This is a genomic window from Actinoplanes sp. NPDC051470, assembly GCF_040682035.1.
GTDB lineage: Bacteria > Actinomycetota > Actinomycetes > Mycobacteriales > Micromonosporaceae > Actinoplanes.
Genome location: NZ_JBFBAA010000015.1, coordinates 44,080 through 69,201, shown reverse-complemented (window position 1 = coordinate 69,201; position 25,122 = coordinate 44,080). Strand labels below are relative to the sequence as shown.

The 25,122-nt window shown below is 71.9% G+C and carries 23 protein-coding genes and 1 pseudogene; 8 read left to right on the top strand and 16 right to left on the bottom strand.

Annotated features, from left to right (window positions below):
* Window positions 1-8: 8 nt before the first annotated feature.
* Both AB0M54_RS25560 and htpX read left to right on the top strand, forming a co-directional pair.
* Window positions 9-272, top strand: a complete 264-nt coding sequence (locus tag AB0M54_RS25560; protein WP_364474147.1) for a hypothetical protein — start codon at window positions 9-11, stop codon at window positions 270-272.
* 382 nt (window positions 273-654) lie between these two features.
* A complete protein-coding gene (gene htpX, locus AB0M54_RS25555; RefSeq protein ID WP_364318343.1) occupies window positions 655-1,575 on the top strand; it encodes a zinc metalloprotease HtpX in 921 nt (306 codons plus the stop codon).
* A gap of 1,190 nt (window positions 1,576-2,765) precedes the next feature.
* Here htpX and AB0M54_RS25550 read toward each other — a convergent pair.
* Genes AB0M54_RS25550 through AB0M54_RS25525 form a run of 6 tightly spaced genes read right to left on the bottom strand, consistent with a single transcriptional unit; the run spans window position 2,766 to window position 8,932 of the window.
* On the bottom strand, window positions 2,766-4,190 hold the full coding sequence (locus tag AB0M54_RS25550; protein ID WP_364318341.1) for an NADH-quinone oxidoreductase subunit N: 1,425 nt from the start codon (window positions 4,188-4,190) through the stop codon (window positions 2,766-2,768).
* Window positions 4,187-5,644 carry an NADH-quinone oxidoreductase subunit M gene (locus AB0M54_RS25545; protein ID WP_364474145.1) on the bottom strand — a complete coding sequence of 486 codons (1,458 nt, stop codon included), beginning with the start codon at window positions 5,642-5,644 and terminating at the stop codon, window positions 4,187-4,189. The genes AB0M54_RS25550 and AB0M54_RS25545 overlap by 4 nt, the downstream gene beginning before the upstream one ends.
* On the bottom strand, window positions 5,641-7,533 hold the full coding sequence (locus AB0M54_RS25540) for an NADH-quinone oxidoreductase subunit L (protein WP_364318338.1): 1,893 nt from the start codon (window positions 7,531-7,533) through the stop codon (window positions 5,641-5,643). The genes AB0M54_RS25545 and AB0M54_RS25540 overlap by 4 nt, the downstream gene beginning before the upstream one ends.
* Window positions 7,530-7,844, bottom strand: a complete 315-nt coding sequence (gene nuoK / locus AB0M54_RS25535; protein ID WP_364318336.1) for an NADH-quinone oxidoreductase subunit NuoK — start codon at window positions 7,842-7,844, stop codon at window positions 7,530-7,532. Before nuoK ends, AB0M54_RS25540 begins: the two co-directional genes overlap by 4 nt.
* A complete protein-coding gene (locus AB0M54_RS25530) occupies window positions 7,845-8,351 on the bottom strand; it encodes an NADH-quinone oxidoreductase subunit J (RefSeq protein ID WP_364318335.1) in 507 nt (168 codons plus the stop codon). It abuts the gene before it with no gap.
* Window positions 8,348-8,932 (bottom strand): NADH-quinone oxidoreductase subunit I, encoded by a 585-nt coding sequence (locus AB0M54_RS25525; protein ID WP_364318333.1) that lies wholly within the window; start codon window positions 8,930-8,932, stop codon window positions 8,348-8,350. Before AB0M54_RS25525 ends, AB0M54_RS25530 begins: the two co-directional genes overlap by 4 nt.
* Window positions 8,933-9,161: 229 nt before the next feature.
* Between AB0M54_RS25525 and AB0M54_RS25520 the strand changes: the two genes are divergently transcribed.
* Window positions 9,162-9,983 (top strand): transglutaminase-like domain-containing protein, encoded by an 822-nt coding sequence (locus AB0M54_RS25520; protein ID WP_364474143.1) that lies wholly within the window; start codon window positions 9,162-9,164, stop codon window positions 9,981-9,983.
* Here AB0M54_RS25520 and AB0M54_RS25515 read toward each other — a convergent pair.
* The 5 genes from AB0M54_RS25515 to AB0M54_RS25495 all read right to left on the bottom strand — a co-directional run bounded on the left by AB0M54_RS25515 (window position 9,976) and on the right by AB0M54_RS25495 (window position 14,990).
* Window positions 9,976-10,935 (bottom strand): complex I subunit 1 family protein, encoded by a 960-nt coding sequence (locus tag AB0M54_RS25515; protein WP_364318329.1) that lies wholly within the window; start codon window positions 10,933-10,935, stop codon window positions 9,976-9,978. The two genes, AB0M54_RS25520 and AB0M54_RS25515, sit on opposite strands and share 8 nt — an antisense overlap.
* The gene (locus tag AB0M54_RS25510; RefSeq protein WP_364318327.1) at window positions 10,935-11,603 is read right to left on the bottom strand and encodes an NADH-quinone oxidoreductase subunit C; all 669 of its coding nucleotides are present in this window, start codon (window positions 11,601-11,603) and stop codon (window positions 10,935-10,937) included. The genes AB0M54_RS25515 and AB0M54_RS25510 overlap by 1 nt, the downstream gene beginning before the upstream one ends.
* An 85-nt stretch (window positions 11,604-11,688) precedes the next feature.
* Window positions 11,689-12,993, bottom strand: coding sequence for a DUF2252 domain-containing protein (locus tag AB0M54_RS25505; protein ID WP_364318325.1), 1,305 nt, complete (start codon window positions 12,991-12,993; stop codon window positions 11,689-11,691).
* A gap of 10 nt (window positions 12,994-13,003) precedes the next feature.
* The gene (locus AB0M54_RS25500; RefSeq protein ID WP_364318324.1) at window positions 13,004-13,537 is read right to left on the bottom strand and encodes an NADH-quinone oxidoreductase subunit B family protein; all 534 of its coding nucleotides are present in this window, start codon (window positions 13,535-13,537) and stop codon (window positions 13,004-13,006) included.
* 16 nt (window positions 13,538-13,553) lie between these two features.
* Window positions 13,554-14,990, bottom strand: a complete 1,437-nt coding sequence (locus AB0M54_RS25495) for an aspartate aminotransferase family protein (RefSeq protein ID WP_364474141.1) — start codon at window positions 14,988-14,990, stop codon at window positions 13,554-13,556.
* Between AB0M54_RS25495 and AB0M54_RS25490 the strand changes: the two genes are divergently transcribed.
* Entirely contained in the window at window positions 14,989-15,264 is a 276-nt protein-coding gene (locus tag AB0M54_RS25490; protein ID WP_364474139.1) for a hypothetical protein, read from the top strand. The genes AB0M54_RS25495 and AB0M54_RS25490 overlap by 2 nt on opposite strands.
* A 151-nt stretch (window positions 15,265-15,415) precedes the next feature.
* Here AB0M54_RS25490 and AB0M54_RS25485 read toward each other — a convergent pair whose 3' ends face one another.
* Window positions 15,416-16,732 carry an MFS transporter gene (locus AB0M54_RS25485; RefSeq protein ID WP_364318321.1) on the bottom strand — a complete coding sequence of 439 codons (1,317 nt, stop codon included), beginning with the start codon at window positions 16,730-16,732 and terminating at the stop codon, window positions 15,416-15,418.
* A gap of 49 nt (window positions 16,733-16,781) precedes the next feature.
* On the opposite strand from AB0M54_RS25485, the gene AB0M54_RS25480 reads away from it, so the two are divergent.
* On the top strand, window positions 16,782-18,170 hold the full coding sequence (locus AB0M54_RS25480; RefSeq protein WP_364318320.1) for a gamma-glutamyltransferase: 1,389 nt from the start codon (window positions 16,782-16,784) through the stop codon (window positions 18,168-18,170).
* Here AB0M54_RS25480 and AB0M54_RS25475 read toward each other — a convergent pair.
* On the bottom strand, window positions 18,167-18,469 hold the full coding sequence (locus AB0M54_RS25475) for an MGMT family protein (RefSeq protein ID WP_364318318.1): 303 nt from the start codon (window positions 18,467-18,469) through the stop codon (window positions 18,167-18,169). The two genes, AB0M54_RS25480 and AB0M54_RS25475, sit on opposite strands and share 4 nt — an antisense overlap.
* 60 nt (window positions 18,470-18,529) lie before the next feature.
* Here AB0M54_RS25475 and proB point away from each other — a divergent pair, with 60 nt between their 5' ends.
* Both proB and AB0M54_RS25465 read left to right on the top strand, forming a co-directional pair.
* Window positions 18,530-19,636 (top strand): glutamate 5-kinase, encoded by a 1,107-nt coding sequence (proB, locus tag AB0M54_RS25470; RefSeq protein ID WP_364474138.1) that lies wholly within the window; start codon window positions 18,530-18,532, stop codon window positions 19,634-19,636.
* A 12-nt stretch (window positions 19,637-19,648) separates the two neighbouring features.
* Window positions 19,649-20,893 (top strand): glutamate-5-semialdehyde dehydrogenase, encoded by a 1,245-nt coding sequence (locus tag AB0M54_RS25465; protein ID WP_364318314.1) that lies wholly within the window; start codon window positions 19,649-19,651, stop codon window positions 20,891-20,893.
* A gap of 58 nt (window positions 20,894-20,951) precedes the next feature.
* Here the strand turns inward: AB0M54_RS25465 and AB0M54_RS25460 are convergent, their stop codons facing one another.
* From AB0M54_RS25460 to AB0M54_RS25450, 3 genes are all read right to left on the bottom strand, one after another.
* Complete coding sequence (locus AB0M54_RS25460; protein ID WP_364318312.1) at window positions 20,952-21,758, bottom strand: prenyltransferase/squalene oxidase repeat-containing protein; 807 nt, start codon at window positions 21,756-21,758, stop codon at window positions 20,952-20,954.
* A gap of 30 nt (window positions 21,759-21,788) precedes the next feature.
* Window positions 21,789-22,970, bottom strand: a complete 1,182-nt coding sequence (moeZ, locus tag AB0M54_RS25455) for an adenylyltransferase/sulfurtransferase MoeZ (RefSeq protein WP_364318310.1) — start codon at window positions 22,968-22,970, stop codon at window positions 21,789-21,791.
* Window positions 22,971-23,069: 99 nt separating this feature from the next.
* A complete protein-coding gene (locus tag AB0M54_RS25450; protein ID WP_364474136.1) occupies window positions 23,070-24,233 on the bottom strand; it encodes a DUF3152 domain-containing protein in 1,164 nt (387 codons plus the stop codon).
* Between the two features lie 94 nt (window positions 24,234-24,327).
* On the opposite strand from AB0M54_RS25450, the pseudogene AB0M54_RS25445 reads away from it, so the two are divergent.
* A pseudogene (locus AB0M54_RS25445) lies at window positions 24,328-25,122 on the top strand (hypothetical protein); the annotation flags it as partial.

Below are 25,122 nucleotides of genomic sequence, written 5' to 3'. Positions count from 1 at the left end.
GCCACGACGTGACGGGCCTGGTGGCCCTGCTCCACGAGGACGCCACCATGACCATGCCGCCGTTCCGCTGGTGGCTACGCGGCCGCGACAACCTGGCCGCCGCCTTCGCCGCGGGCGGCTGCGAGGGCGCGACCCTGATCCCCACCGAGATGAACGGTTCCCCAGCCTTCTGGCAACACCGCAACGGCGAGCCTTTCGGCCTGGTGATCCTCACCATCCACGAGTCCCGGATCACCAGCGTGACAACGTTCCTGAGGACGGATGGCAGATGACCGATACCGCTGCGGCGTGGGCCACGACCGTTTGTGCCAGTTATCGCTTGTTCGGGCTGCAGGACCCCAACTGCGAGGAGAGCCAGAACCGCGCCGAGGCCTTTCCCAACGTGAACCGGAATGCGTGGGCTGGCTCTCCTGGTGGAGTCGGCGACCGACCTGGTGGCGTTCGAGGTGCGGGTGGAGGTCGTTCGAACCGTGCGGGGGCGGCCCGGCACGCGAAAGGCGCGTTCACGGCCTTGACCCTCGCTCTGCTCGCGGAGTGGGGACGGGAGCTCGGTGTTGCGGTTGGGGACCTTTGTTGGGCGTACCTCAGCATCGGTTGTGACCGACTACCTTCAGCGACTTCACAGCTACTACCGGATGAATTCCACGGTTGGCGATGTTCCATCGGAGTGCGAGCCCACCCCGCTCGCATGTCGAAGGAGTGTCTGTGCACCGCCATCACAACGGCCTCAAGACGGCCGCGCTGCTGGGTCTGCTCACCGCGCTGATTCTTGGCCTGGGCTACTGGCTCGGTGGCAGCGGCGGACTGGTGTTCGCCGTCGTCCTCTCGCTGGCCATCAACGCCGGTAGTTACTTCTTCTCGGACAGGCTGGCGCTGCGGGCCATGCGCGCCCGGCCGGTGACCGAGGCGGAGTTCCCCGCCCTTCATCAGGTCGTGCGCGAACTGTCGGCCGACGCCGGGCAGCCGATGCCGCGCCTCTACGTGTCGCCGTCGCCGCAGCCGAACGCGTTCGCCACCGGGCGCAACCCGGAGCATGCCGCGGTCGCGGTGACGGTCGGGATCACCCAGATCCTGGACCGCCGCGAACTCCGCGGTGTGATCGGGCACGAGCTGTCACACGTCTACAACCGCGACATCCTGATCTCCAGCGTCGCGGCCGCCCTGGCCGGCATCGTCACCATGGTCGCGCAGCTGGCGATCTTCCTGCCGCTCGGCGGAGGCGACGACGAGGACTCGCCGAACCCGGTGAGCCTGCTGCTCATGCTGATCCTGGGCCCGCTGGCCGCGACCATCATCCAGCTTGCCATCAGCCGCAACCGCGAGTTCCAGGCCGACGCGTCCGGCGCGACGTTGACCCGCGACCCGCTGGCCCTGGCCAGTGCCCTGGAGAAGATCCACTATGGCGCCCAGCGTCTGCCGCTGCCCGCTCAGGGTCAGCTGACCAGCGCCGCCCACCTGATGATCGCCAACCCGTTCACGGCCCGCGGGCTGGCCGGCCTGTTCTCCACCCATCCGCCGATGGGCGAGCGCATCGCCCGCCTCCACCAGCAGGCCGCCCTCATCGGGCCCCGCTGACGCCGCGCTCCCCCGACAAACGAACTACCGCAAGATCGAATGCTGGGGTACGCGCGACAACGTCCCCAACCGCAACACCGGCTCCCGTTCCCGCTCCGCGGCGCCGGCCGCGGGTCAAGGCCGTGAACGCGACTCTCGCGTGAGTGGGCGGCGCAGAGCCGCGGCCGGGGTACCCGGTTGCCACTCGTGCCCGCCGTTCGAGACCGGCGTCGGCGGAGGTCTGCGCTGACGCTCTTCCAGCCGGCATCGCTCGCGCCGGTCCTGAGTGGAGCTTTGGGGAGCACCAAGCGCCCGAGCTGCTCTCTCGCTTTCGCCGCCGCCACTCACGCCCGCTGCCGGGCGTGAGTGGCGGCGATCGGCGTGCCGTCTGGATCTACCACGTCGCGAACAGCGGTAGAGCAACACGGCAAAGCGGCCCGGAATACCGTCCGGACCTACCACTGCCACGACCAGTGGTGGGGCAGCACGGCATCGCCCGCCCGGACACCGCCACGACCCACCACCGCCGCGAACAGTGGTGGCGCAGCACGGCATCGCCCGCCCGGGCACCGTCAGGACCTACCACTGCCGCGGGGCCGCTAGCGTGAGGGGCGGCAGCAAGGGTGAGTGGGCAGCCGGGCGCCTGGCAACCCAGCTCTGCCGACAACCAGCGCGAGGGCCGGCACGCCGCGAGAGCGGGCACCACCGCAAGAGCCGACCAAACGAGGGTCGGACACCAGCGCGGCTCGGCCGGCCAAGCCTTCACCCGGAAAGCTGTCGAGTGGTAGAGCAAGGCGGTATCGGAGACCGGATACCGCCTTGCTCTACCACTGTCGCGGACGCCGGTAGGGCGGAGCGGTGTCGCGAGCCGGTCGGTGCTGCCACTGTTCTGTGGGTCGGTGGAGTGAGGGGCGGCGGACAGGATAGGCAGCTCGGGCGCGGGTGATCCAGGCCGCTGGGCTGACGACCTGCGAGGGCGGGCCAAGCGGGACCGGGCGCAACGACCGCCTGCCGTGATGAGTCGCGGCCCGGCCTGGCGAGACGAGGCCCGGCGAGACGAGGCCTGGCGAGGCGAGGCGGCACGACTTTGGACGCGGGACTCGACGAGCGGCTTGGCCGTGTTTGTCGGCGGCGCGACGGCGCGGTGGCAGGTTGTTGCGCCGCCTGGCTGGGGCATTGGCCGGACCACAGTGGTCGGGGGCGGGCGAGGGTCAGCGTGACAGGAGAGGCACGAACTCGGTGTAGCCGAGGGCGGTGAACAGAAGTTGTGGGGCGAAGCCGAGGATCACGGCGATCACCGCGGCGCCGATCAGGCTTGCGGCGACCGGCCAGCGGATGGGCAGTTTGGGGAGGCGCAGGTCGGCGACGGCGATGCCGGGTGGGGAGGCGTAGAGGATCGCGGCGGTTCGGATGTAGTAGGCCAGGGCGATCACGGCGTTGATGGCCACCACGCCGGCCAGCCAGCCCCAGCCGGTGTTGATCAGGGTGTCGATGATCGTGACCTTGGCGAACAGGCCGGCCAGGCCGGGGGGCAGGCCGGCCAGGCCGGACAGGGCCAGGACGAAGGCGGCCGCGGGCCACGGTGAGCGGCGGGCGACGCCCCGGTAGGACGCGATGTCGCCGCCGTGGGCGTCGGGGGGCAGCAGGGCCACGATCACCGCGAACGCGATGAACTCGAGGGCCACGAAGAAGGTGGCGTACGCCAGGGCGGCGGTCACCCCGGACCCGCCGGCCACCAGGGGGGCCAGAATGTAGCCCGCCTGGGCCACCGAGGACCAGGCCAGCAGGCGGACCATGCGGGTCTGGCGCAGGGCCACCAGGTTGCCCACGGTCATGGTCAGGACGGCCAGGACGGCGATCAGCGGGCCGGTGTCGAGGCGGGACGTGATGGCCGCCAGGGCGACCACGCCGCCGAGCTTGGAGGCGGTCGAGAGGTAGGCGGCGACCGGCAGGGGGGCGCCGTCGTAGGTAGCGGGCGCCCAGGCGTGCAGGGGCACCGCGGCGACCTTGAAGGCGAAGCCGATCACGATCAGGGCCACGCCGACCGAGGCCAGGGGGGCCATCGCGCCGGCGCCGGGGGTCAGCGCCGACAGGTGCAGGGCGCCGGTGGCGGCGAAGAGCAGGCCCGCCCCGAGCAGGGCGATCGCCGTGGAGACCACGCTGACCAGGAAGAAGGTCACGGCGGAGGAGGCTCCGGCCGTGGTGCGGCGGAGTCCGGTGAGGACGTACAGGGGAAGGGTCAGGGTTTCCAGGCCGACGATCAGCGTGACCAGATCGCCCGCGTAACCGATGACGACGCCGCCGGTCATCGAGCAGGTGAGCAGGAAGCAGAACTCGCCGGGGGGCGCGGGAACGCGGGTGGACAGGCCGAGGACGCCGAGGGTGAGGGCGGCGAACAGGACGGCGATCAGCGCCGACGACGGACCGGCGGCCCAGGAGCAGTTGGCGCCGACGCAGAGGGTCGGGTCGGTCGAGGCGACGACGGGGGCGAGCGCGGTGATCAGGGCGCCGGCGGCGGCCGTACCGAAGATCGCGGAGCGCCGGCCGACCGCGAGGTCGACGATCAGGACGAGCACCGCCGTGCCGGCCGCGGCGTAGAGCGGCAGCAGCGCCAGGTGGTTGATGGACTGGGTCATCGGAGCGCCTCCGTCATCGCGCCGATCGGGTCGCCCGAGCCGATGAGCACCAGCGACGGGATCAGGCCGAGCAGCAGCGCCAGGATGATCAGCGGCGCCCAGGCGACCCATTCGGTCCGGGAGACGACCGGCAGGGCATCCACGGGAACCGGGGCGCCGTGGGTAACGCGGCGGAGCAGGCGCAGGAAGTACGCCGCGGTCAGGGCACCGCCCACGGCGGCGACCGCGGCCAGCGTCATCCACAGGGGACCGCCCCGTTGCACCGCGGCCACGACCGCGAACGCCTCGCCCCAGAAACCGGCCAGCCCGGGCAGCCCCAGCGACGCGATGGCCGCGAACGCGAACATCCCGGCCAGCCGCGGCGCCGTCTCCCGCAGCCCGCCCAGCTCGGCCAGGTCACCGGTGTGCGTGCGGTCCTTGACCGCCCCGGCCAGGAAGAACAGCAGGCCGGTGATGACGCCGTGGGCGATGTTGCCGATCAGCGCCGCCTGTAGGCCGGTGACCGTGAGGGTGGCGATGCCGAGCAGCACGAAGCCCATGTGCCCGACGCTGGAGTAGGCGATCAGCCGTTTCAACTCGGTCTGCCGCAGACAGATCAGCGCGCCGATGACGATCGCGGCCACGGCCAGGACGGCCAGCACGGGCGCGGCCCAGGCGGCGCCGGTCGGGGTGACGCCGACGCCGATCCGGATCAGTCCGTACGTACCCATCTTGAGCAGCACCCCGGCCAGCAGCACGCTGCCGACGGTCGGCGCCTCGGTGTGCGCGTCGGGCAGCCACGTGTGCAGCGGCCACAGCGGCGCCTTCACCGCGAAGGCCAGCGCGAACAGGGTGAACGCGGCGTACTGGGTGGTGCGGGAGAGCCCGAGGCCGCCGGTGAGCGCGTAGATGTCGGCCGTGCCCGCCGCCACGATCACGGTGACCACGCCGAGCAGCAGGAGCACCGAGCCGAACAGCGTGTACAGCACGAACTTGCGGGCCGCGCGCCGCCGGTCCGGTCCGCCCCAGCCGGCGATCACGGCGTACATCGGCAGCAGGGTGATCTCGAAGAACAGGAAGAACAGCACCAGGTCGAAGGCGAGGAAGGTGCCGAGGATGCCGACTTCCAAGACCAACAGCAGGGCCATCAGGGTACGGCCGGAGGGCGGCCGCCACATGGTGTACGCGCAGCAGAGCAGCGTCAGCAGCCCGGTGAGGACGACCAGCGGCCCGGACACCCCGTCCACCGCCAGGTGGAAGTGGACGTCGAGGGCCGGGATCCAGGAGTGATCGACCTCCAGCCACGGGACGATCGGCCCGCTGGCGCCCCGCGGCAGCGCCACCACCACGGTGAGCAGGAAGGTGACCGCGGCCGCGACCAGCGCCGCCACGCGGCCGGCCCGTTCCGGCAGCAGCGCCGCGACCAGGGCGCCCAGGGCCGGCGCCACGAGCACGGCGATCAGCACCTCGTTCATGCGGACGCTCCGTAGATGGCGGCGACCACGCCGAGCAGCAGCGCCCCGGTCAGGACGGCGACCGCCGCGCGCGGCAGGGCGGCGCGGTGGGCGGCGCTGAGCAGCGTTCCCAGGCCGGTGGCGGTCTTGCCGGCGCCCTCGACGGTGCCGTCCACCACCCGCTCGTCGGTCCACTTGACGGCCCGTGCGAGCGCCTTCACCGGCCGGACGATCGCGCGGTCCTGCACGGCGTCGAGGTAGAAGGCGTTGGCCAGCACCGGCTGGACGCGGCCGAGGGCGAGCACCGGGTCGGCGCCGGGCACCGCCCGCCACAGCCACCAGGCCGTGCCGGCGCCGGTGACCAGCAGCAGCATCGGCAGCGCGATAGCCACGTCGAGGTGGGGTTGTTCCAGTTCGAGAGCGGTGCGGAAGCCGGGCGCGAACGCCGCCAGCCCGAGCAGCGCGGCCGGCACGGCCAGCACGAGAACCGGCCAGCGCATGACCCGCGGCGGGTCGTGCGCGACGCCCGGCCGGTCGTACCGCGCGTCGTCGAAGCCGACCTCCCAGTCCGGTCCGTCCGGCCCGTACGCGCGGGACGGCCCGAAGAACGCCCGCAGCAGCAGCCGGGTCGAATACCACGCCGTGATCAGCACCCCGGCCAGCGCCGCGATCCAGACGACCCAGGCGGTCCAGGCCGGCACCGCCTCGCCGCCCTCGGTGGCGTGCGCGGCGGCGACCAGAACGTTCTCCTTCGACCAGAAGCCGGCCAGCGGCGGCAGCCCGGCCAGCGCGCCCAGCCCGATCACGAACGACCAGAAGGTGGCCGGCATGACCCGGCGCAGCCCGCCCATCCGGGACAGGTAGTTGGTGCCGACCGCGTGGATCACCGCGCCGGCCGCGAGGAACAGCAGCGCCTTGAACGCGGCGTGGGTGAGCAGGTGGAACAGCGCGGCGGCGGGCGAGCCGACGGCCAGCGCCCCGGTCATGTAGCCGATCTGGGACACCGTCGACCAGGCCAGCACCCGTTTCAGGTCGTCCTGGGCCATCGCCGACAGCGCGCCGAGCAGCAGCGTGACGGCGGCCATCACCCCGAGCGTGGCCAGCGCCGTCGGCGACTGGGCGAAGAGCGGGTAGAGCCGGAACACCACGTACACCCCGGCGGCGACCATCGTGGCCGCGTGGATCAGCGCCGAGATCGGCGTCGGGCCGGCCATCGCGTCGGGCAGCCAGGTGTGCAGCGGGAACTGGGCGCTCTTGCCGGCCACGCCGGCCAGGATCAGCAGCAGCCCGGCGGTCAGCGTGGTCGCGCCGAAATCAGAAGCGAGCACGTCGGCGATCCGGAACGAGCGGGCCGACCAGCCGAGCAGGGCGATGCCGAGCAGGAAACCGACGTCGCCGACCCGGGTGACCAGGAACGCCTTGACCGCGGCGGCGGGCGCCTCGTGCAGCCGGCGGTCGTGGCCGATCAGCAGGTACGAGCAGACGCCCATCACCTCCCAGCCGACCAGCAGCAGGATCAGGTCACCGGCGGTCACCACGAGCAGCATCGCGCCGGTGAACAGGGAGATCTGTGCCGCGTACGGTGCGTAGCGGGGGTCGTCGTGCAGGTAACCGATCGAGTAGATCTGGACGGCCAGGGCGACCACGGTCACCGCGAGGGCGACGTAGAGCGCGGCGGGGCCGGCCGAGAAGCTCAGCGTCACATCGAGGTCGCCGAGGCGTACCCAATCGAGGTGGATCTCCTCCGGATCATCGGTGGTCACCAGCAGGAACACGGTCAGCGCCAGCGCCAGCACCGCGCCCGTGACACCGAGCGCGGCGGCTCTCTTCCGCCCGGCCCGATCGGCCGGGCTCAGGAGCAGACCCAGAAGACCGAGCAGCAGGGGTACGCCGGGAAGCGCCGCGATCATTCGGCGACCCCTTCGAGCTGCACCTCGTCGAGCGCGACCGCCTTACGCAGGCGGTAGTACTGCAGGACGATGGCCAGACCGACGCCCACCTCGGCCGCGGCCAGCACGATGATGAACAGCGTGAACACCGCCCCGGCGTGGTGCGTCGCGCCGCGGGTCGTCACGTCGGCGGTGACGAAGACCAGGTTGACCGCGTTCAGCATCAGCTCGACGGCCATCAGCACCAGGATCGCGTTACGCCGGCGCAGCACGCCGTAGACGCCCAGCCCGAAGAGCAGGGCCGCGATCACGTACGGGATCACCGCGTGCACCTATTCACCCCGCCCCTTGATGTCGGGCCGGGACAGCACGATCGCCCCGACCAGCGCGGACAGCAGCAGGATGGAGATCACCTCGAACGGGAGCACCCAGCTGCCGAAGATCTGCTCGCCCATCCGGCCCGCGGTGCCCGCCTCGGGCAGCGGGAAGATCGCCCAGCGGAAGGCGTCGGCCAGCAGCACGGCCAGGCCCAGTCCCACCCCGGCGCCGACCAGCAGGGCCGGCCAGGCCGGTCGGTCCAGGTCGTCCGAGGCCCCGATCGGCGCCCGGGTCAGCATCACCGCGAACAGCAGCAGCACGACCACCGCGCCGACGTAGACCAGCACCTGCACCCAGGCCACCAGCTCGGCGCCGAGCACGAGGTAGAGCCCGGCGATCGCGCCCAGGCTGACCACCAGGTAGAGGCCGGCGCGAACCAGGTGCTTGGAGGTGACCACGAGCGCGGCGGCGCCGACCGCAACCACCCCGAGCGCGAGCAGAAGAGCGTCGGCGACGGTCACGGGCCCGGTTCCCTGCGTGGCCGCGCCGGGACGCTCTTGGCCGTGGTCGCCGCGCCCGGGCCGGCCGCCTTCTTGGCCGCGGTGGCCTCCTCCTTGGACGGCTCGCCGAGCACGTCGTGGGCGGGCGGCGGCGGCACGGTCGGCATCCAGGCGGCGAGCCGGTCCTTGTCGTGCAGCAGGTTGAGCACGTCGGTCTCCGCGTACTCGAACTCGGGCGTCCAGTGGAGCGCGTCGAACGGGCACACCTCGATGCAGATGCCGCAGTACATGCAGAGCGAGAAGTCGATGTCGAACCGGTCGAGCACGTTGCGCTGCCGGGGCCGGGCCGCCCCCGGGACGACGACCTCTTCCTTGTGCGAGTCGATGTAGATGCACCAGTCCGGGCACTCCCGCGCGCACAGCATGCAGACCGTGCAGTTCTCTTCGAGCAGGGCGATCACACCCCGCGAGCGCGGCGGCAACTCGGGCTCGACATCCGGGTACTGCTGAGTCGTGCTGCGCTGGGTCATCGTGCGCAGCGTCACCGCGAGCCCGTTGATGAGGCCCGCTCCCGGCGTGCTCTTCTCCCCGTTCTCACTCACAACGACACATCCTGCCCTCTTGACCACTCCGGTGCGAGCACACCCCCGGCAGATCTTCCGATACGGTCGCGCCGAAGGGTGAGCGACCCATTCCCGGAGGACCGATGTGACCGCCGAAGACAACCGTCCGCCGCCGGACGGCTCGAGATGTCGATCGGCCGCCTGACGCTCCCGCGGCCGTCCGAGGACGGTTGACTCTGACACCGTGTCAGGTCGTTGAGTGGTCGGCATGACGGATTACATCAAGCCTGGGCGGATGACCGACCCGGGTGAGTTCACCGGGCTGCTGGACGGGTTGCCGACGGACGTGGCCGGGGTGGCCCGGGTGGTTCAGGGGCTGCTGGTTCATGAGTTTCTGGGTGACCTGTACGGGGTGGAGCTGAGCGACGAACGGAAGCAGACCGTGCACCTGCGGAAGGTGTCCGACATGCTCGGCGGCATCGTGGCGCTCGACGGCCGGCCGCTGGATGTCGCTCGGAGCCCGGACAAGCGGCTGGTCACCAACTGCCGGGGGTTCACCGTCCTGGCCGTGACGCTGCTGCGGCGGGCGGGGGTGCCGGCTCGGGCGCGGTGCGGGTTCGGTACCTACTTCGGGGACGGGATGCGCGGGGACCACTGGGTGGTCGAGTTCCATGACGGCGAGCGGTGGCGGCTGTTCGACGCCCAGCTCGACGACGTGCTGACCCGCGAGCTGAAGATCGGGTTCGACGTCACGGACATCACGCGGGACGAGTTCGTCATCGCGGGTGACGGGTGGCGGCGCTGCCGGGAAGGGCGGGACGATCCGGAGAAGTACGGGCTGATCAACGTGGGTCAGGGGTGGTGGTGGATCGCCGGGAACATGATCCGGGACGCCGCCGCGCTGGACGGTGTCGAGATGCTGCCGTGGGACTGCTGGGGTGCGATGCCGGACCGGGACCGGGAGCCGGACGACTGGGAGTTCTTCGACCGGCTGGCCGCCGGCGAGATCAAGACGGCCGACGACGATCGTGTCCGCGTACCCGACAAGGTCTGGAACGCCCTGCGGGAGCGCACCGAACCGCTCAGGTGAGGACCTTGACCACCGCGGTCAGCACCAGCTGGCCCAGCGCGACCGGCACGAGGACCAGCCAGCACAGGCGTTGCAGCTGGTCCTCGCGCAGACGCGGGAAGGTCACCCGCATCCAGATGATCACGAAGGACACGGCGAACGTCTTGGCCAGCGTCCACAGCCAGCCCAGCTGGTCGCTGAACGGGCCGTGCCAGCCACCGAGGAACAGGATCGTGGTCAGCGCGGCGATCACCACGATGCCGACGTACTCGGCCAGCAGGAAGAACGCGAAGCGCAGGCCGGTGTACTCGGTCATGTAGCCGAAGACCAGCTCGGAGTCGGCGATCGGCATGTCGAACGGGGGGCGGCGGATCTCGGCGACGCCGGCGATGAAGAACACGATCGCCGCGGGCAGCTGCCAGAGCAGCCACCACGGGCGCCACGCCTCGATGATGCCGGGCAGGCTGAGCGTTCCGGCGGCCATGGCCACGCTGGCCGCGGCCAGCACCAGCGGCAGCTCGTAACCGAGCAGCTGGGCCGCGCCACGCAGGCCGCCGAGCAGGCTGTACTTGTTGGCCGAGGCCCAGGCCGACATCAGCACGGCCACCACGCCGACGCCGAGCACGGCCAGCACGAAGAACAGACCGACGTCGAGGGCCTGGGCGACCAGACCGCCGGGCCCGAGGGGGAGGGCCAGAAAGACCAGCAGGTACGGGAAGAGTGCGACCAGGGGCGCCAGGCGGAACACCGTGCGGTCGGCGGCCCGGGGCGTGATGTCCTCCTTCTGCACGAACTTCACGCCGTCGGCGATCAGCTGGGCCCAGCCGTGGAACGCCCCGGCGTACATCGGGCCGAGCCGGGCCTGCATGTGGGCCATCACCTTGTGTTCGGTCTGGCCCACGACCAGCGGCAGGACCAGGAAACCGAGGACCACCGCGACCACCCGGATCGCGAGGTCGAGCCAGAGCGGCATCAGCGCGGACCCCACTCGCCCGGGGCGGGCACGCCCGGCGGACGCATCGGGGCCCGCTTGGCCGGCCCGCCGGCCTCGGACTCCCCCGGCTCCTTCGCGCCCGGCCAGGCCTTGGCCACCCGCGCGGCCAGCACGAACTCCTTGCGCAGCGGGTGCCCCTCGAACTCCGGCGGCAGCAGCAGCGGCCGCAGGTCGGGGTGCCGGGCGAAGGCGATGCCGAACATCTCGTGCGTCTCGCGCTCGTGCCAGGCGGCGCCGGGATAGAGGTCGGTGAGCGTCTCCACCACCGGGTTTTCCTTGGGCACGCGGGCGCGCAGCAGGAGACCGTGCTTGCGCCGGGTCGACCACAGGTGGGCGACCACGGTGAAGCCGTCGTCGAGCTCGTCCACGGCGGACAGCCAGTCGAAGAAGTCGCAGCCCAGCGCGCCCTGGTCGAGCGCCGCCCGGGCCGCCTGCCACCAGCGGGCGACCGGCACGTCGACCACCGCACGCGCATGACCCTCGCCGCCGCCGGACACGCTCGCGGTGACCTCGCCGGCCTCCGAAGCGGCTTCCGCGGCGGCCGCGTCGGCGGCCGGCGCGGCGATCGCCGTGGTGACCACCGGGGCCGGCGCGGGTTCTTCCGCCAGCAGTGCGACGAGTCGCTCGCCGACCTCTTCGGGCGTCATGGACGCATCCTAAACGCCCCGCTCGCGGCCCAGTGGTAGGCCGGGGCGGTATCCGGGGCTCGGACACCGCCCTGGCCTACCACTGTTATTCGAGTCCGGGGAGCCGTCCGTTCCGGAAGACGTCGACGAAGTCCTGGTGGTCCTCACGGGCCTGGTCGCCGTACTTGTGGGCGAACTCGACAAGATGGGTCAGGAAGCCCTCGGGGTCCTTGTCGACCACCTCGACGATCGCCTCCTCGGTCGAGAAGTCGACCAGGTCGTGCGACGACTCGTCGTCGGCGACCGAGTGCATCCGGGCGACCGCGCGGCCCAGGTCGCCGACCACGCCGGTCAGCTCCTCGGGCTCGTTCACGTCGGCCCAGTCCAGGTCGGCCGCGTACGGCGACACCTCGGCCACCAGCTGACCGACGCCGTTCAGCTCGGTGTAGCCCACCCACGGGTCGGCGTGGGCCTGGAGCGCGAGCTGCGACTCGGCGGTGCGGTGGCCCTGGTGCTTGAAGTAGGACCGGACCCGGTCGTCGTCGATCCAGCGCGCGACGGCCGGCACCTGGGCCTGCTTCATGTAGATGACCACGTCGTTCTCGAGCGCCTCGGTGTGCCCCTCGAGCAGCAGGTTGTACGACGGCAGGCCGGCCGACCCGATGCCCACGCCCTTGCGCAGCTTGATGTCCTTGATGTTGGTGGACAGCGGCCGGCTGGCGTCGGGCAGCGTGGTCAGGTATCGGTCGAACGCCTCGCGCACCGCCGCCGCGGTCTCGTCGTCGATCTCGAAGACGCCGTCGCCGACCGAGAACCGCCGCTCGTAGTTGTCGATCGTGGTCTGCTGGGAGAGCAGGTCGACGCGGGTGTTCAGCCGCGCCTCCTGAAGCACCTCCCGGAGTACGCCGTCGGCGGTCTTCAGCGTGATCGAGCCGATCGCGTCGTCGCCGCCGGCCGCGATCGCCCGCAGCTCGGTCAGGTACGACTCGGCGAACGTCCGGACCAGCGCGGTGATGTGGTCGTCGGAGAGCGCCTTGGCGTACCCGATCAGCGCGACGCTGGCGCAGAACCGCTTCAGGTCCCAGGAGAACGGGCCGACGTACGCCTCGTCGAAGTCGTTGACGTTGAAGACGAGCTGGCCGGTGGCGTTCATGTAGGTGCCGAAGTTCTCGGCGTGCAGGTCGCCGTGGATCCACACCCGGCTGGTCCGCTCGTCGAGGTAGCGGTCGTCGGCGTAGGAGCCGGTCAGGTCGGCGTAGAAGAGCGAGGCGCTGCCCCGGTAGAACGCGAACGGCGAGGCCGCCATCTTGCGGAACTTGCGCCGGAACGCCGCCGGATCTTGCGCCATCAGGTCGCCGAACTCCCTGATCAGAACCTCGATGATGAAGTCGGCGCGTGACTGCTCGCTCATGAACCGGAGATTAGCCCCCGGATGCCACCGGCGGGACGACCATCGGGGCAGACAACGAGGCCGAGTCGCGCCGGTTCACCCCGCCGACGCCGGACTGCTCGCCGGCGATCTTCTCCTGGAGACGCAGGATGCCGTGCAGCAGAGCCTCGGGCCGGGGCGGGCAGCCGGGCACGTACACGTCCACCGGGATCAGCTGGTCGACGCCCTTGGTCACCGAGTACGAGTCCCAGTACGGGCCGCCGCAGTTCGAGCAGGAGCCGAACGAGATCACGTACTTGGGTTCGGGCATCTGGTCGTACAGCCGCTTGATCGCCGGGGCCATCTTGTCGGTGACCGTGCCCGACACCACCATCAGGTCGGCCTGTCGTGGGCCGTGCGCGAAGGGGATGACGCCCAGCCGCATGAAGTCGTGCCGGCCCATGCTGGACGCGATGAACTCGATCGCGCAGCAGGCCAGGCCGAAGTTGAAGACCCACAGCGAGTAGCGGCGCCCCCAGTTCAGCACGAACCGGATGGGCTCTCCGAGAACTCCAGGCAAGGCCACGCTCGTACGCTACGCCTCAACGGGTCGGGCGCTGCAAGAGGCTCAGGAACCCCGTCAGCAACGCCTCGCGCAGGGCCGGCGGCGCGGCGTTGAGCAGCGTGTTGACCGCGGCCATCGGACCGGCCGCCCCGTCGGCCAGGCCCAGGCCGGCGGCCAGCCCGGCCACCAGCTGGGGTGTCACGGCGGCCGGGGTCAGCGCGCCGGCCGTCGCCACCAGGTCGGCCGGCAGCTCGACCGGGCCGCGGGCCCGGGTCGCGGCCACGGCGTCGGCCAGGTCGGACACGAACGCCCCGGTGGTCGGGCGGACCGCGGCCGTCACGGTCAGGTGGATGGTCGGCGGGAGTTTGCCGTACCCCATCTGCGGCTGGGTGTGCCAGCCCCGGGCGGCCAGCTCGTCGGCCAGCACGAACGGGTCGACGCCGTCCTCGGTGGTCAGGCAGACGACCGTGGTCTCGGTCGGCGCGTACAGGCGTACCCCATCGGTGGCCTGCACCGCCGCGGCCAGGGTGACCACCGCCTCGCGGGTCTCCCGGGCCAGGTCCAGGTAGCCGGCGTCGCCCAGGTGGCGCAGCACGGCCAGCGCCGCGGCGATCGGCCCACCGGACCGGGTCGACGCCACGCCCGGATTGATCATCGTGTAGCCCGGCCAGTCCGCGTGGGCGAAGTACTGCGGCAGCCGTAGCGCCTGGTCGCGGTGCAACAGGACCGAGACACCCTTCGGCGCGTACGCGTACTTGTGCAGGTCGACCGAGATGCTCGTGACACCCGGCACGGACAGGTCGAACGCGGGCAGCTCGGCGCCCAGCCGGCGCAGGTAGGGCAGCACCCAGCCGCCGAAGCAGGCGTCCACGTGACAGCGCACGTCCAGGCCCGCGGCGGCCTCGGCGATCTCCGTGACCGGGTCGATCACCCCGTGGGCGTACGAGGGCGCGCTCGCCACCACGAGCACGGTCTCGTAGCGGATGGCCGCCCGCATCGCCGCCGGGTCGGCCCGCAGGTCCGGTCCGACCGGCACCACGTCCAGGTCCACCCGCAGGTAGTGGCCGGCCTTGGCGAACGCGGCATGCGCCGTGGAGGGCATCACGATCCGCGGCCGGTCGATCTCGGGGCGGGCGTCGCGGGCCGCCTTCACCGCCAGCAGGATCGACTCGGTGCCGCCGCTGGTCACCGTCCCCACCGTCTCGCCGGTGCCGCCGAGCAGCCGGGCGGCCGCGCCGACCAGGGCGTTCTCCATGGCCAGCAGGCTCGGGAAGGCGGTCGGGTCCAGGCCGTTGACGTGCGACGACAGGGCGTACGCGGCCTGGGCCAGCTCGTCCAGCCCGGCGACGTCGGCGTCATAGACGTACGCGAACAGCCGCCCGCCGTGCGTCGGCAGGTCGGCGGCCCGCAGCTCGCGCAACTCAGCGAGCACCTGAGCTGCGGAGACGCCGGTGGCCGGCAGCGCATCGATCATGCCAGGACGCTATCCCAAACCTCCGCTCCCACGTCCGGTGTACCGGGCCGGACCGGTGGCCACCGCCTCGGTCGCCTCGTGGGAACAGTCCCGTCGCGCGTACGCGGCGGCCCGGCAGCGGGTCGCGGCAGCCGCACTGCGCGGTCGGTCCGTCGGGGCCGCACGCGCGCTGCGGCTGGCGCTCGGGACGCCGCCTCTCGACCGGCTCGAGCCCGCCCTTCACCGCGTCCGCTCGGCGGTCGCCGCCATCCCGCCCTGGCCGCTTTTGCTCTGAGCGCGTATAGGCAACGGCCCCTGACCTGGGTTTGGATCGCGCGCACGCTCGGGCCGGGTGGTGCCTATACGCGCTCAGAGCTGTGGGGTTCGGGCGCGCTTCGGGGTGTTGTGCCTGTTCACGGCGGAGAGCATGTGGTGCCTATACGCGCTCAGAGCAAAGGGGGGCGGTCGGGGTAGCGGCGCAGGAGGAGGACGGCGGTGGCCACGAACAGGGCCGGCAGGACGGTGAAGCCGAGCAGGACGCCGAGGCGGGCGGTGCCGGTCTGGGTGGCGGCCTCGCCGGTTGACGAGGACACGTAGCCGAAGAGCTGGAGAACGGCGGCGTAGAGGCCGGGGCCGAGAGCAAGGCCGAAGGTTTCGCCCGCGGTCCAGACGCCGGTGAAGACGCCGGCCTGGCGTTTGCCGGTGCGGGTGGTCTCGGCGGCGATGCAGTCGGGCAGCATGGCCATGGCGAAGACCTGCTGGCCGGCGTAGCCGATGCCGACCAGGGCGACGACCAGGTAGATCGCCAGGGGCGGGCCGGCCGACGCGGGGATCAGCAGCAGGGTGCCCAGGGCGTAGAGGAGGCTGGCGGCGATCAGGCTGCGGCGCTTGCCCAGCCGGGCGCCGGCCCGGCTCCACAGCGGCATGACGAGCAGGGCGGGGCCGACAAACGCGGCGAACAGGAACGTGGCGGCGGAGTCGCGGGCCACGATGTGGTCGGCGAAATACTGCACGCCGGCCAGCATGGTGGCCACCCCGGCCGACTGGATCACGAAGCAGAGCAGCAGGGCCCGGAACGGGCCGCTGGCCGCGGCGATCCTGAGCTGGGTACGCAAGCTCGGCTCAGTCTGCTCGGGCGCTCGGGACCGGGCTGTGCGCGTACCCCAGAAGACGCCCAGCGTGCCCACGACGATGAGCGCGCCGACGAACACGCCCGACCACCGGTGGCCGGTCAGGCCGCCGCCGGTCTGCTCGACGACCAGCGGGGCCAGCGCGCCGGAGATCAGGATGGCCAGGGCCAGGACCGCGACGCGCCAGGTCATCAGGCGGGTGCGCTCGGCGTAGCCGTCGGTGAGCTCGGCCGGCATCGCGACGTAGGGCACCTGGAAGAAGGCGTAGGCGGTGGCCGCGACGAGGAAGGCGACCGCGACGTACGGGCCGGCGGCCGGACCGGCGCCGAACGGGCCCGCGAAGATCAGCGCGAACAGCACGGCGAGCAGCAGGCCGGCGCCGAGCAGGAACGGGCGGCGGTCGCCGCGACGGTCCGAGACGCGACCGGCGATCGGGTTGAACAGGACGTCCCAGGCCTTGGGCAGGAGCACCAGCAGACCGGCCAGGCCGGCCGTCACGCCGAGGGTGTCGGTCAGGTATGGCAGCAGGAGCAGCCCGGGGACCGTGCCGAAGGCGCCGGTGACCAGCGAACCGAGGGCATAACCGGCCCGGGTGCGCGTGGTTAATTCCTCCGGGGGACGGGCGACCGTCATGGACGCGGATGTTATCGATCATGTAGTCGATACGCCTACAGTTCGTCCGATGAGCGTGCTGAGTCCGGCCTCGCCGGGAGTGGCGGCGGCCCATCCGGTCACCGCCGAGGTGGGCCTGCGGATCCTCCGCGAGGGCGGCACGGCGGCGGACGCGGCGGTCGCGGCGGTGCTGACCTGCTGCGTCGCCGAGACGATCTACACCGGGCTGGGCGGCGGCGGGTTCGCCACCTACTTCGACGCGGCCACCGGCGAGGTCACCTGCCTCGACTTCTTCGTCGCGGTGCCGGGCACCGACGGCGACGCCTCGGCCGGGCCGATGGTCAAGGTGGACGTGTTGTTCGGCGGCGTTCCCCAGGTGTACGAGATCGGCGGCGCCAGCGTGGCCGTGCCGGGGGTGCCCGCGGGCTGCGGCGAGGTGCATCGGCGGTGGGGACGGCTGCCGTGGGCTTCGGTCGTCGAACCGGCTCGGCGCCTCGCGGAAACAGGCGTCGTGCTGCCCGCCGCGCAGGCCCGCACCCTGGTGTCCTGTGCGCCCGCGCTGGCGTACGGGGAAGGGGCTGCTTATTACACCCCGAACGGAAAGCTGCTCGAAGGCGGCGACCTGCTGTTCCACCCGGGCCTGGCGACAGCGCTGGAAGGATTGGCCGACGAGGGGCCGGCGGCCTTCTACACCGGGGCGTTCGCCCGGCCGATGGTGGACGCGGTGCGATCGGCGGGCGGGGCGCTCGGTCTGTCCGACCTGTCGGCCTACCGGGTGCATGAGACCTCGGTCGACCACGCTTCCCTCAACGGCTATCGGGTGCGGGCGCGGCACGACCTGAGCCGGACCGTGGACACGATCGCGGCGCTGCCACCGGACGTGACGCCGGTGGCGCTGGCCACGGCGCTGCGGGACCAGGGACGGCAGAAGATCGGCGACACCACGAACGTGTCGGTGGTCGACGCCGACGGCAACGCCTGCGTGATCACCACGACGCTCGGGCTGGGCGCCGCGGTCTGGCTGCCGGGGCTGGGCGTCAACCTGAACTCGATGCTCGGCGAGGGCGAGCTGATCACCGCGGACCTGGCCCCGGGGCGGCGCATGTCGTCGAACATGTGCCCGCTGGTGGTGATCGACGACCAGGGGCGGCTGATCGTGGCGGCGGGGTCGGCGGGCGCGTCCCGGATCCGGACCGCGCTGATCGACACGCTGCTCGGGGTGCTGGTGGACGGGCTCGACCTGGCGTCGGCGATCGCCCGGCCGCGCTTCCACGTCGTCGACGGCACCGTGCACGCCGAGCCCGGGCTGCCCGAGTCCGATCTGTCGGCTCTGACCGACGCCGGCTGGGCGATCAACCGGTGGCCGGAGATGAACCACTACTTCGGCGGGGTGACCGCGGTCGGCGCGGGCGGGGCGGCCGGCGACCCACGGCGCGGCGGGGTGGGTCTGCTCCTCTAGGGGATCCAGTGGGCTCGCTTCATGTCGACGCGGTCGCCCTTCAGGGGTACGCCCTCGGCGAGCAGACGCTGGCGGGCCTCCTGCTCGTGGCCCGGGACCAGGCGGCCGGAACTGGCCACCACGCGGTGCCACGGGACGGCGCCGCCGTGCCGGGACATGATCGTGCCGACCTGGCGGGCGGAGTTGCGGCCGGAACGATCGGCCAGCACGTCGGCGATGGCGCCGTACGACATCACGCGGCCCTCGGGGATGCGCTCGACGAGTGAGAGCACCTCTTCGACGTACTCCTGCGGTGTCACCTGGGCCACGATATGGGATCTCGCGGCGGGCCGGCGGTGGCGGGCGAGCAGAATGGGCGGGTGCGCGAAGCGGTGACCGAGGCGCGCCGGGTCGTGGTCAAGGTGGGGTCGTCCTCGCTGACCACGGCGTCCGGCGGGATCGACGACCAGCGCGTCGACGCTCTGGTCGACGTGCTGGGTGGGCTGGCCACCGGCGGGCGTGAGGTGGTGCTGGTCTCCAGTGGCGCGATCGCCGCCGGGCTGAGCCCGTTGAATCTTCCCCGGCGTCCGCGCGACCTGGCCACCCAGCAGGCCGCGGCCTCGGTGGGGCAAGGGCTGTTGATCGGCCGGTACGCGGCCGGCTTCGCCCGCCACGGGCTGACGGTGGGCCAGGTGCTCTTGACCGTGGACGACGTGACCCGCCGGGCGCATTATCGGAACGCCTACCGGACCCTGCGCAAGCTGCTCGACCTGGGCGCGCTGCCGATCGTCAACGAGAACGACACGGTGGCGACCGACGAGATCCGGTTCGGCGACAACGACCGCCTGGCCGCGCTCGTCGCCGCCCTGGTGCAGGCCGACCTGCTGGTGCTGCTGTCCGACGTGGACGCGCTCTACACCGGCCGCCCGTCCGACCCCTCGTCCCGCCGGGTCGCCGTCGTTCGCGATGAATCCGACCTGTCGGAAGTCTCGGTCAGCGGCGCGGGAAAATTGGGCACCGGCGGCATGGTCACCAAGGTCGAGGCGGCGCGGATCGCCACCGGGTTCGGCATTCCGGTCGTGCTCACGTCGGCCGCGCTGGCCGCGGAGGCGACGTCCGGCGCCGAGATCGGCACGTTCTTCGAAGCCGCGGCCCACCGGCCCACAGCCCGGCTGTTCTGGCTGGCCCACGCCACGGCGCCAAGGGGACGGCTCCACCTCGACCCGGGCGCGGTCGCCGCGGTGGTGGCCCGCCGCAAGTCGCTGCTGCCGGCCGGGATCACCGCGGTCGACGGCTCCTTCGCGGCCGGGGACCCGGTCGATCTGGTCGACGCCGGCTCCGGCGCGCCGGTGGCCCGAGGCCTGGTCAACTACGACGCCGTCGAGTTGCCCGCGCTGCTCGGCCGGTCCACGCCCGAGCTGGCCGCGGCGCTCGGCCCCGGCTACGAACGTGAGGTCGTCCACCGTGACGACCTCGTACTCCTCTAGAAAGGTCTCATCATGACCACCGTGCAGCAGCAGGCCTCGGACGCCCGGGTCGCCTCCATCGATCTGGCCGCGGCGACGCGCGCCGAGAAAGACGCGGCGCTGCTGCTCATGGCGTCCCGCCTCCGCCTCCGGGCCGACGAGATCGTCGAGGCCAACCGGGTCGACGTCGACAACGCCCGCTCGGGCGGCCTGTCCGAGGCGATGATCGACCGGCTCACGCTGACCACCGAGCGGGTCGACGCGATGGCCGGCGGGCTGGAACAACTGGCCGCGCTCCCCGACCCGGTCGGCGACGTCGTGCGCGGCTCGACCCTGGCCAACGGGCTCGAGCTGCGGCAGGTGCGGGTGCCGTTCGGCGTCGTCGGCATCATCTACGAGGGCCGGCCCAACGTGACGGCCGACGCGGCCGGCATCTGCCTCAAATCGGGCAACGCGGCGCTGCTGCGCGGCTCCGGCTCGGCCTTCAGCTCCAACGCGGCCATCGTGTCGGTGCTGCGCAAGGCGGTCGTCGACGCCGGGCTGCCGGCCAACGCGATCCAGCTGCTCGACGCGACCACCCGCGACTCGGTGAAGGAGCTGATGCGGGCCCGCGGGCTGGTCGACGTGCTGATCCCGCGCGGCGGGGCCGCGCTGATCAAGGCCGTGGTCGAGGAGAGCACGGTTCCGGTGATCGAGACCGGGGTCGGCAACTGCCATGTGTACGTCGATGAGCACGCCGACCTGGAGAAGGCGCTCGCGGTCGCGGTCAACTCGAAGACCCAGCGGCTCTCCACCTGCAACACGGCCGAGTCGCTGCTGGTGCACGCCGCGATCGCCGACTCGTTCCTGCCGCTGGTCCTGGCCGAGCTGATCGACCGCGGCGTCACGATCCACGGCGACGCGCGGGTGCAGCAGACGTCCTTCGACGTGGTCCCGGCGACCGACGAGGACTGGGGCAAGGAATACCTGTCGGCCGACCTCTCGGTCGCGGTGGTCGACTCCATCGACGACGCGCTCGACCACATTCGCCACTACGGCTCCGGGCACACCGAGGCCATCGTCAGCGAGTCCCTGGTCGCCACCCGGCGCTTCGCCGCCCGGGTCGACGCGGCCGCCGTGATGATCAACGCGTCGACCCGGTTCACCGACGGCGGGGAGTTCGGTTTCGGGGCCGAGATCGGCATCAGCACCCAGAAGCTGCACGCCCGCGGCCCGATGGGGCTGCCCGAGCTGACCTCGACGAAGTACATCGTGACCGGCAACGGGCACACCCGCTGAGCTTCAGCCCCTCGGCGGCAGGCCCGGAAGCTTCTCAACCGGCAGGCCCGGATCTTTCTTAACGGCAGGCCCTGATCGCGATCAGGGTCGTGTTCACGTCGAAGCTCGGGCCCTCGTCGCTGTCCCAGCCGCCGTCGGTGCGCTGGGTCTCGGCGAGGCGCTTGCGGGCGCTCTGCACCAGCCAGTCGTCGCCCAGGTTGAGCCGGCGCAGGGTGGCGGCCATCGCGGCCACGTCGGCCGGCGACATGTCGGCGAGGCGGTCACCCAGCACCAACTGGACCCGGGCCGACTCGTAGAAGAACTGTTCGCCGTGCAGCAGCCCGGCCAGGTGCCAGCCGGCGGCCAGGAAGGACGGCCAGGTGCCGTCCGGGCGTACCTGGGAAGCCGCGAAGCGGGCCGCCGCCGTGAGCACCGACGCGTGCCGGGCCGGCGCCTCGAAATGGGGATGGGCCCCAGCCTCGGCCACGGTCAGCCAGAACCCGGCCACCGCGGTGAGATAGAGCGTCGCCTCCGGGTCGCCCGGCATCGCCCACTCGGGGGCCTGGTCGGCCAGCGAGGCGTCTTCCTGCCAGGAACCGTCCGGCCGCTGGGCGGTGGCCAGCCAGGTCAGCGCCTTCTCGACCTCGGGACCGTGCAGCCCACCAAGGTCGTCGAGCTCACCCAGCCGGAAACAGGTGGCGTCCACCGACGGCACCACACCGTCGCCCGACGCCGGCCAGCCGCCACTCGCGGTCTGGCCGGCGGCGATGCGCTCGATGATGTGCGGCGGAGGCGGCGCGCCGCTACGGAGGAACGACAACCGGGCGCGTTCCACCGCATCGCCGTGCCCCACCACATAGCCGATCGCGGCATCGAGGTCCACCACGGGGCTGACGCTACTGCTTTGCGGCCGTTTTTAATATGACGGAAGTGACGGGTCGACCGTGTTTACCCAGGACACGACCCCGCCCTGGACGTGCACGGCGTCCTTGAAACCGGCCGCCTTGAGGGCCGCGAGCGCCTCGGCGCTGCGTACCCCCGACTTGCAGTGCAGCACGATCTGGCGGTCTTGCGGGAAGCGGGACAGGGCCTCGCCGGACAGGATCTCGCCCTTCGGGATCAGCGTCGAACCCGGTATGCGGACGATCTCGAACTCGGCGGGCTCGCGGACATCGACCAGGAACACGTCCTTGCCGGAGTCCTGCCAGTCCTTCAGCTCACGGGCCGTGATGGTCGCGTTGAGCGTCGCCTCCTGCGCCTCCTCGGAGACCGCGCCGCAGAAGTCGTCGTAGTCTTCGAGCAGCTCGGTCTGGGTGGCGTTCGGGCCGCAGAGCACGCAGTCGGGGTCCTTCCGGACCTTGATCTTGCGGTATTCCATCTCGAGGGCGTCGTAGACCATCAGCCGGCCGACCAGCGGCTCGCCGATGCCGGTGAGCAGCTTGATCGCCTCGTTGACCTGGATCGACCCGATCGACGCGCAGAGCACGCCCAACACGCCGCCCTCGGCGCAGCTGGGGACCATGCCGGGCGGCGGGGGCTCGGGGTAGAGGCAGCGGTAGCACGGGCCGTGCTCGGCCCAGAAGACCGACGCCTGGCCGTCGAAACGGTAGATCGAACCCCACACGTACGGCTTGCCGAGCAGCACCGCCGCGTCGTTGACCATGTAACGCGTGGCGAAGTTGTCGGTGCCGTCGACGATCAGGTCGTACTGGCTGAAGATCTCCATCACGTTGTCGCGGTCGAGCGACGTGTTGTGGATGACCACGTTCACCAGCGGGTTGATCTCGCGGATGCTGTCGGCCGCCGACTCGGCCTTGGGCCGGCCGATGTCGGACACACCGTGGATGATCTGGCGCTGGAGGTTCGACTCGTCGACCGTGTCGAAGTCGATGATGCCGAGCGTGCCGACACCGGCCGCGGCCAGATACATCAGAGCGGGCGAGCCGAGGCCACCGGCGCCGACGGCGAGCACCTTGGCGTTCTTCAGGCGCTTCTGACCGTCCATCCCGACGTCCGGGATGATCAGGTGGCGCGAGTAGCGGCGGATCTCATCGACCGAGAGATCAGCGGCGGGCTCGACGAGCGGGGGCAAGGACACGGTTCACTCCCCGGGTGGGCGGTAAGGTGCTCGGCCCATTGTTGCTCGTTTGCCGCGCCGAAGGGGCATGACGTGGGCCACGGGCCCGACATGCGGGATTCAGGCGGCCGGCGGGCCGGCGTACCGCTTGCCGTCGACGTACGGCCAGGCGTTCGCGACACAGCCGTTCAGGCCGTACGTCTGCTGCAGCATCACCGGGGCCGGCTGACCGCGGCCCGGGCAGGCCTCGTGGCCGTACCCCAGCTGATGTCCCACCTCGTGGTTGAGCGCGTAGGCCCGGTAGGTCTCGAGCGGCGCGTTGTAGTCCGGCACCGCGTCCTGCCACCGGGCGTCGTTCACGACCACCTGCCCCGGCAGCCGGCAGGAGGTGAACCCGTCCGTCTTCAGGCCGCCGGCGTTGCACATCCGCTGGGTGGTCGTCGCCGAGGCCAGGTAGATGGTGAACTCGCCGGCCGCCCCCGCCGGCACCCGCTGGAGCCGGAACTGCCGCCCGGCGGTCCACCCCCGTTCGTCACCGAGCGTACGGTCGATCTCGTCGGCGAAGTCACCGCCGTTGCCCTGGCCGATCGTCTTCTCGACGCTCACCTTGAACCGCCGCAGGGTGCCGGACGCGCCCAGGACCGGGCCGTATCCGGCAACAAACGTGAACCCGCTCGCGTCGGCCGCCGCCGCCCTGGTCGGCGCGGTGTTCGCGGTGTCGGCCGGCGCGGTGATGGCCGCCGCCGTCGTTGCCGCCGTTGTGCCGGTCGCACCGTTGGCCGTCGCCACTGGGGGCTCGACCTTGGGCTCGGTGGCCGGCCCGCCTATCCCCCCGCCCACCGCCGGCGCCACTCCCCCGGTGGCGGCCGGCCGGCTGGCCACCCGCCGGCCGTCGTCGCCCCGGACGAACTGGCCGATCAGCAGCACGATCACGGCCAGCAGCACGAACGCGATCAGGGCGACCAGGCGGCGGCGCTGCAGGGCCTTGCGGGCGCTCGGAGTGAGCGGCTGGCGACCGTAGCGAGTGCCGCGCGGCTGGGCCTCCGGGCCGGGGCCGGGGCCGCGGTCGGCCGGCGGCAGGATCAGCGGGGCGCCGGGTGAGGCGAAGACGAACCCCGGGACCGGGTCGGATTCCGGTTGGGCCTGGGGCTGGGTCTCCTCGATCGCCGGGCGGAGGGTGGCTGCCACCACGCCGCCGCGCCGCTCCTCGATGGGTTGCTCCACGCGAGGGATCTCGGCGGTGTCGGCCCTGAGGTCGGGCTGGGCGGCGGCGACCTCGGCCACCGGTCCGACGGGCTCCGCCGTCGGCGTCACCGAGGTGGGCGACTCCGGCTCGTCCTTGGGTACGGCCGGCGCGGGTGCCGCCGCGCTCCTGGGCGTGGGCGTTTCGGTCGCCGCGCTTCTGGTGGGCGCGGCCTCCGTCGTTGCGGCCTTGGTCGGTGTGCTCCTGGTCGACGTGGGCTTGGTGGCCGCCGGCTTGGCGGGTGCCGCAGCGATGGCGCCGGCCTTGCTCGGCGTGGTCTTCGTGCTTCCGCCGGTCGCTTTGCTGGCCGGCGCGGACCCGGTCGGCGTCGTCCCCGTTGACGTCGCCCTGGTCGGCGTCGCCTTGTTGGGCGTCGCCTTGTTGGGCGTCGCCTTCGTGGCCGCCGTCCTTTCGGACGTGGCCGTCGTCTTCGCAGGCGCAGCCCCCGTCTTAGCGGGCGCCGCCGACGTCTTTGTTTGCGTAGCAGGCGTCTTCGCAGGCGTCGCCGTCGTCTTCGTGGGCGCCGCCTTCGTGACCGCCGTCCTTGCGGGCGCAGCCTTCGTAGCCGCCGCCTTTGCGGGCGCTGCCGTGGTGGTCGCCGCCTTTGCGGTCGCCGCCGCCCTTGCAGGTGCCGCCTTGGTAGCAGCCGCCTTTGCGGGTGCCGCCTTGGTAGCCGCCGTCCTTGCGGGTGCCGCCTTCGTAGCCACCGACTTCGCGGGCGCCGCCTTCGTAGCCACCGACTTCGCGGGCGCCGCCTTCGTAGCCACCGACTTCGCGGGCGCCGCCTTCGTAGCCACCGACTTCGCGGGCGCCGCCTTGGTTGTCGCCGGCTTTGCGGGCGCCGCCTTGGTTGTCGCCGGCTTTGCGGGCGCCGCCTTGGTTGTCGCCGGCTTTGCGGGCGCCGCCTTGGTTGTCGCCGGCTTTGCGGGC

Bases quoted from the DNA above. Each gene is read 5' to 3' on its own strand.
- AB0M54_RS25520 (WP_364474143.1), top strand. From the start codon at position 9,162: ATGACGGATTACATCAAGCCTGGGCGGATGACCGACCCGGGTGAGTTC.
- AB0M54_RS25545 (WP_364474145.1), bottom strand. From the start codon at position 5,644: ATGAACGAGGTGCTGATCGCCGTGCTCGTGGCGCCGGCCCTGGGCGCC.
- AB0M54_RS25505 (WP_364318325.1), bottom strand. From the start codon at position 12,993: ATGAGCGAGCAGTCACGCGCCGACTTCATCATCGAGGTTCTGATCAGG.
- AB0M54_RS25510 (WP_364318327.1), bottom strand. From the start codon at position 11,603: ATGACGCCCGAAGAGGTCGGCGAGCGACTCGTCGCACTGCTGGCGGAA.
- htpX (WP_364318343.1), top strand. From the start codon at position 655: ATGTTCCATCGGAGTGCGAGCCCACCCCGCTCGCATGTCGAAGGAGTG.
- AB0M54_RS25540 (WP_364318338.1), bottom strand. From the start codon at position 7,533: ATGATCGCGGCGCTTCCCGGCGTACCCCTGCTGCTCGGTCTTCTGGGT.
- AB0M54_RS25550 (WP_364318341.1), bottom strand. From the start codon at position 4,190: ATGACCCAGTCCATCAACCACCTGGCGCTGCTGCCGCTCTACGCCGCG.
- AB0M54_RS25515 (WP_364318329.1), bottom strand. From the start codon at position 10,935: ATGCCGCTCTGGCTCGACCTCGCGATCCGGGTGGTCGCGGTGGTCCTC.
- AB0M54_RS25480 (WP_364318320.1), top strand. From the start codon at position 16,782: ATGAGCGTGCTGAGTCCGGCCTCGCCGGGAGTGGCGGCGGCCCATCCG.
- AB0M54_RS25465 (WP_364318314.1), top strand. From the start codon at position 19,649: ATGACCACCGTGCAGCAGCAGGCCTCGGACGCCCGGGTCGCCTCCATC.
- AB0M54_RS25490 (WP_364474139.1), top strand. From the start codon at position 14,989: ATGCCAGGACGCTATCCCAAACCTCCGCTCCCACGTCCGGTGTACCGG.
- AB0M54_RS25485 (WP_364318321.1), bottom strand. From the start codon at position 16,732: ATGACGGTCGCCCGTCCCCCGGAGGAATTAACCACGCGCACCCGGGCC.
- AB0M54_RS25495 (WP_364474141.1), bottom strand. From the start codon at position 14,990: ATGATCGATGCGCTGCCGGCCACCGGCGTCTCCGCAGCTCAGGTGCTC.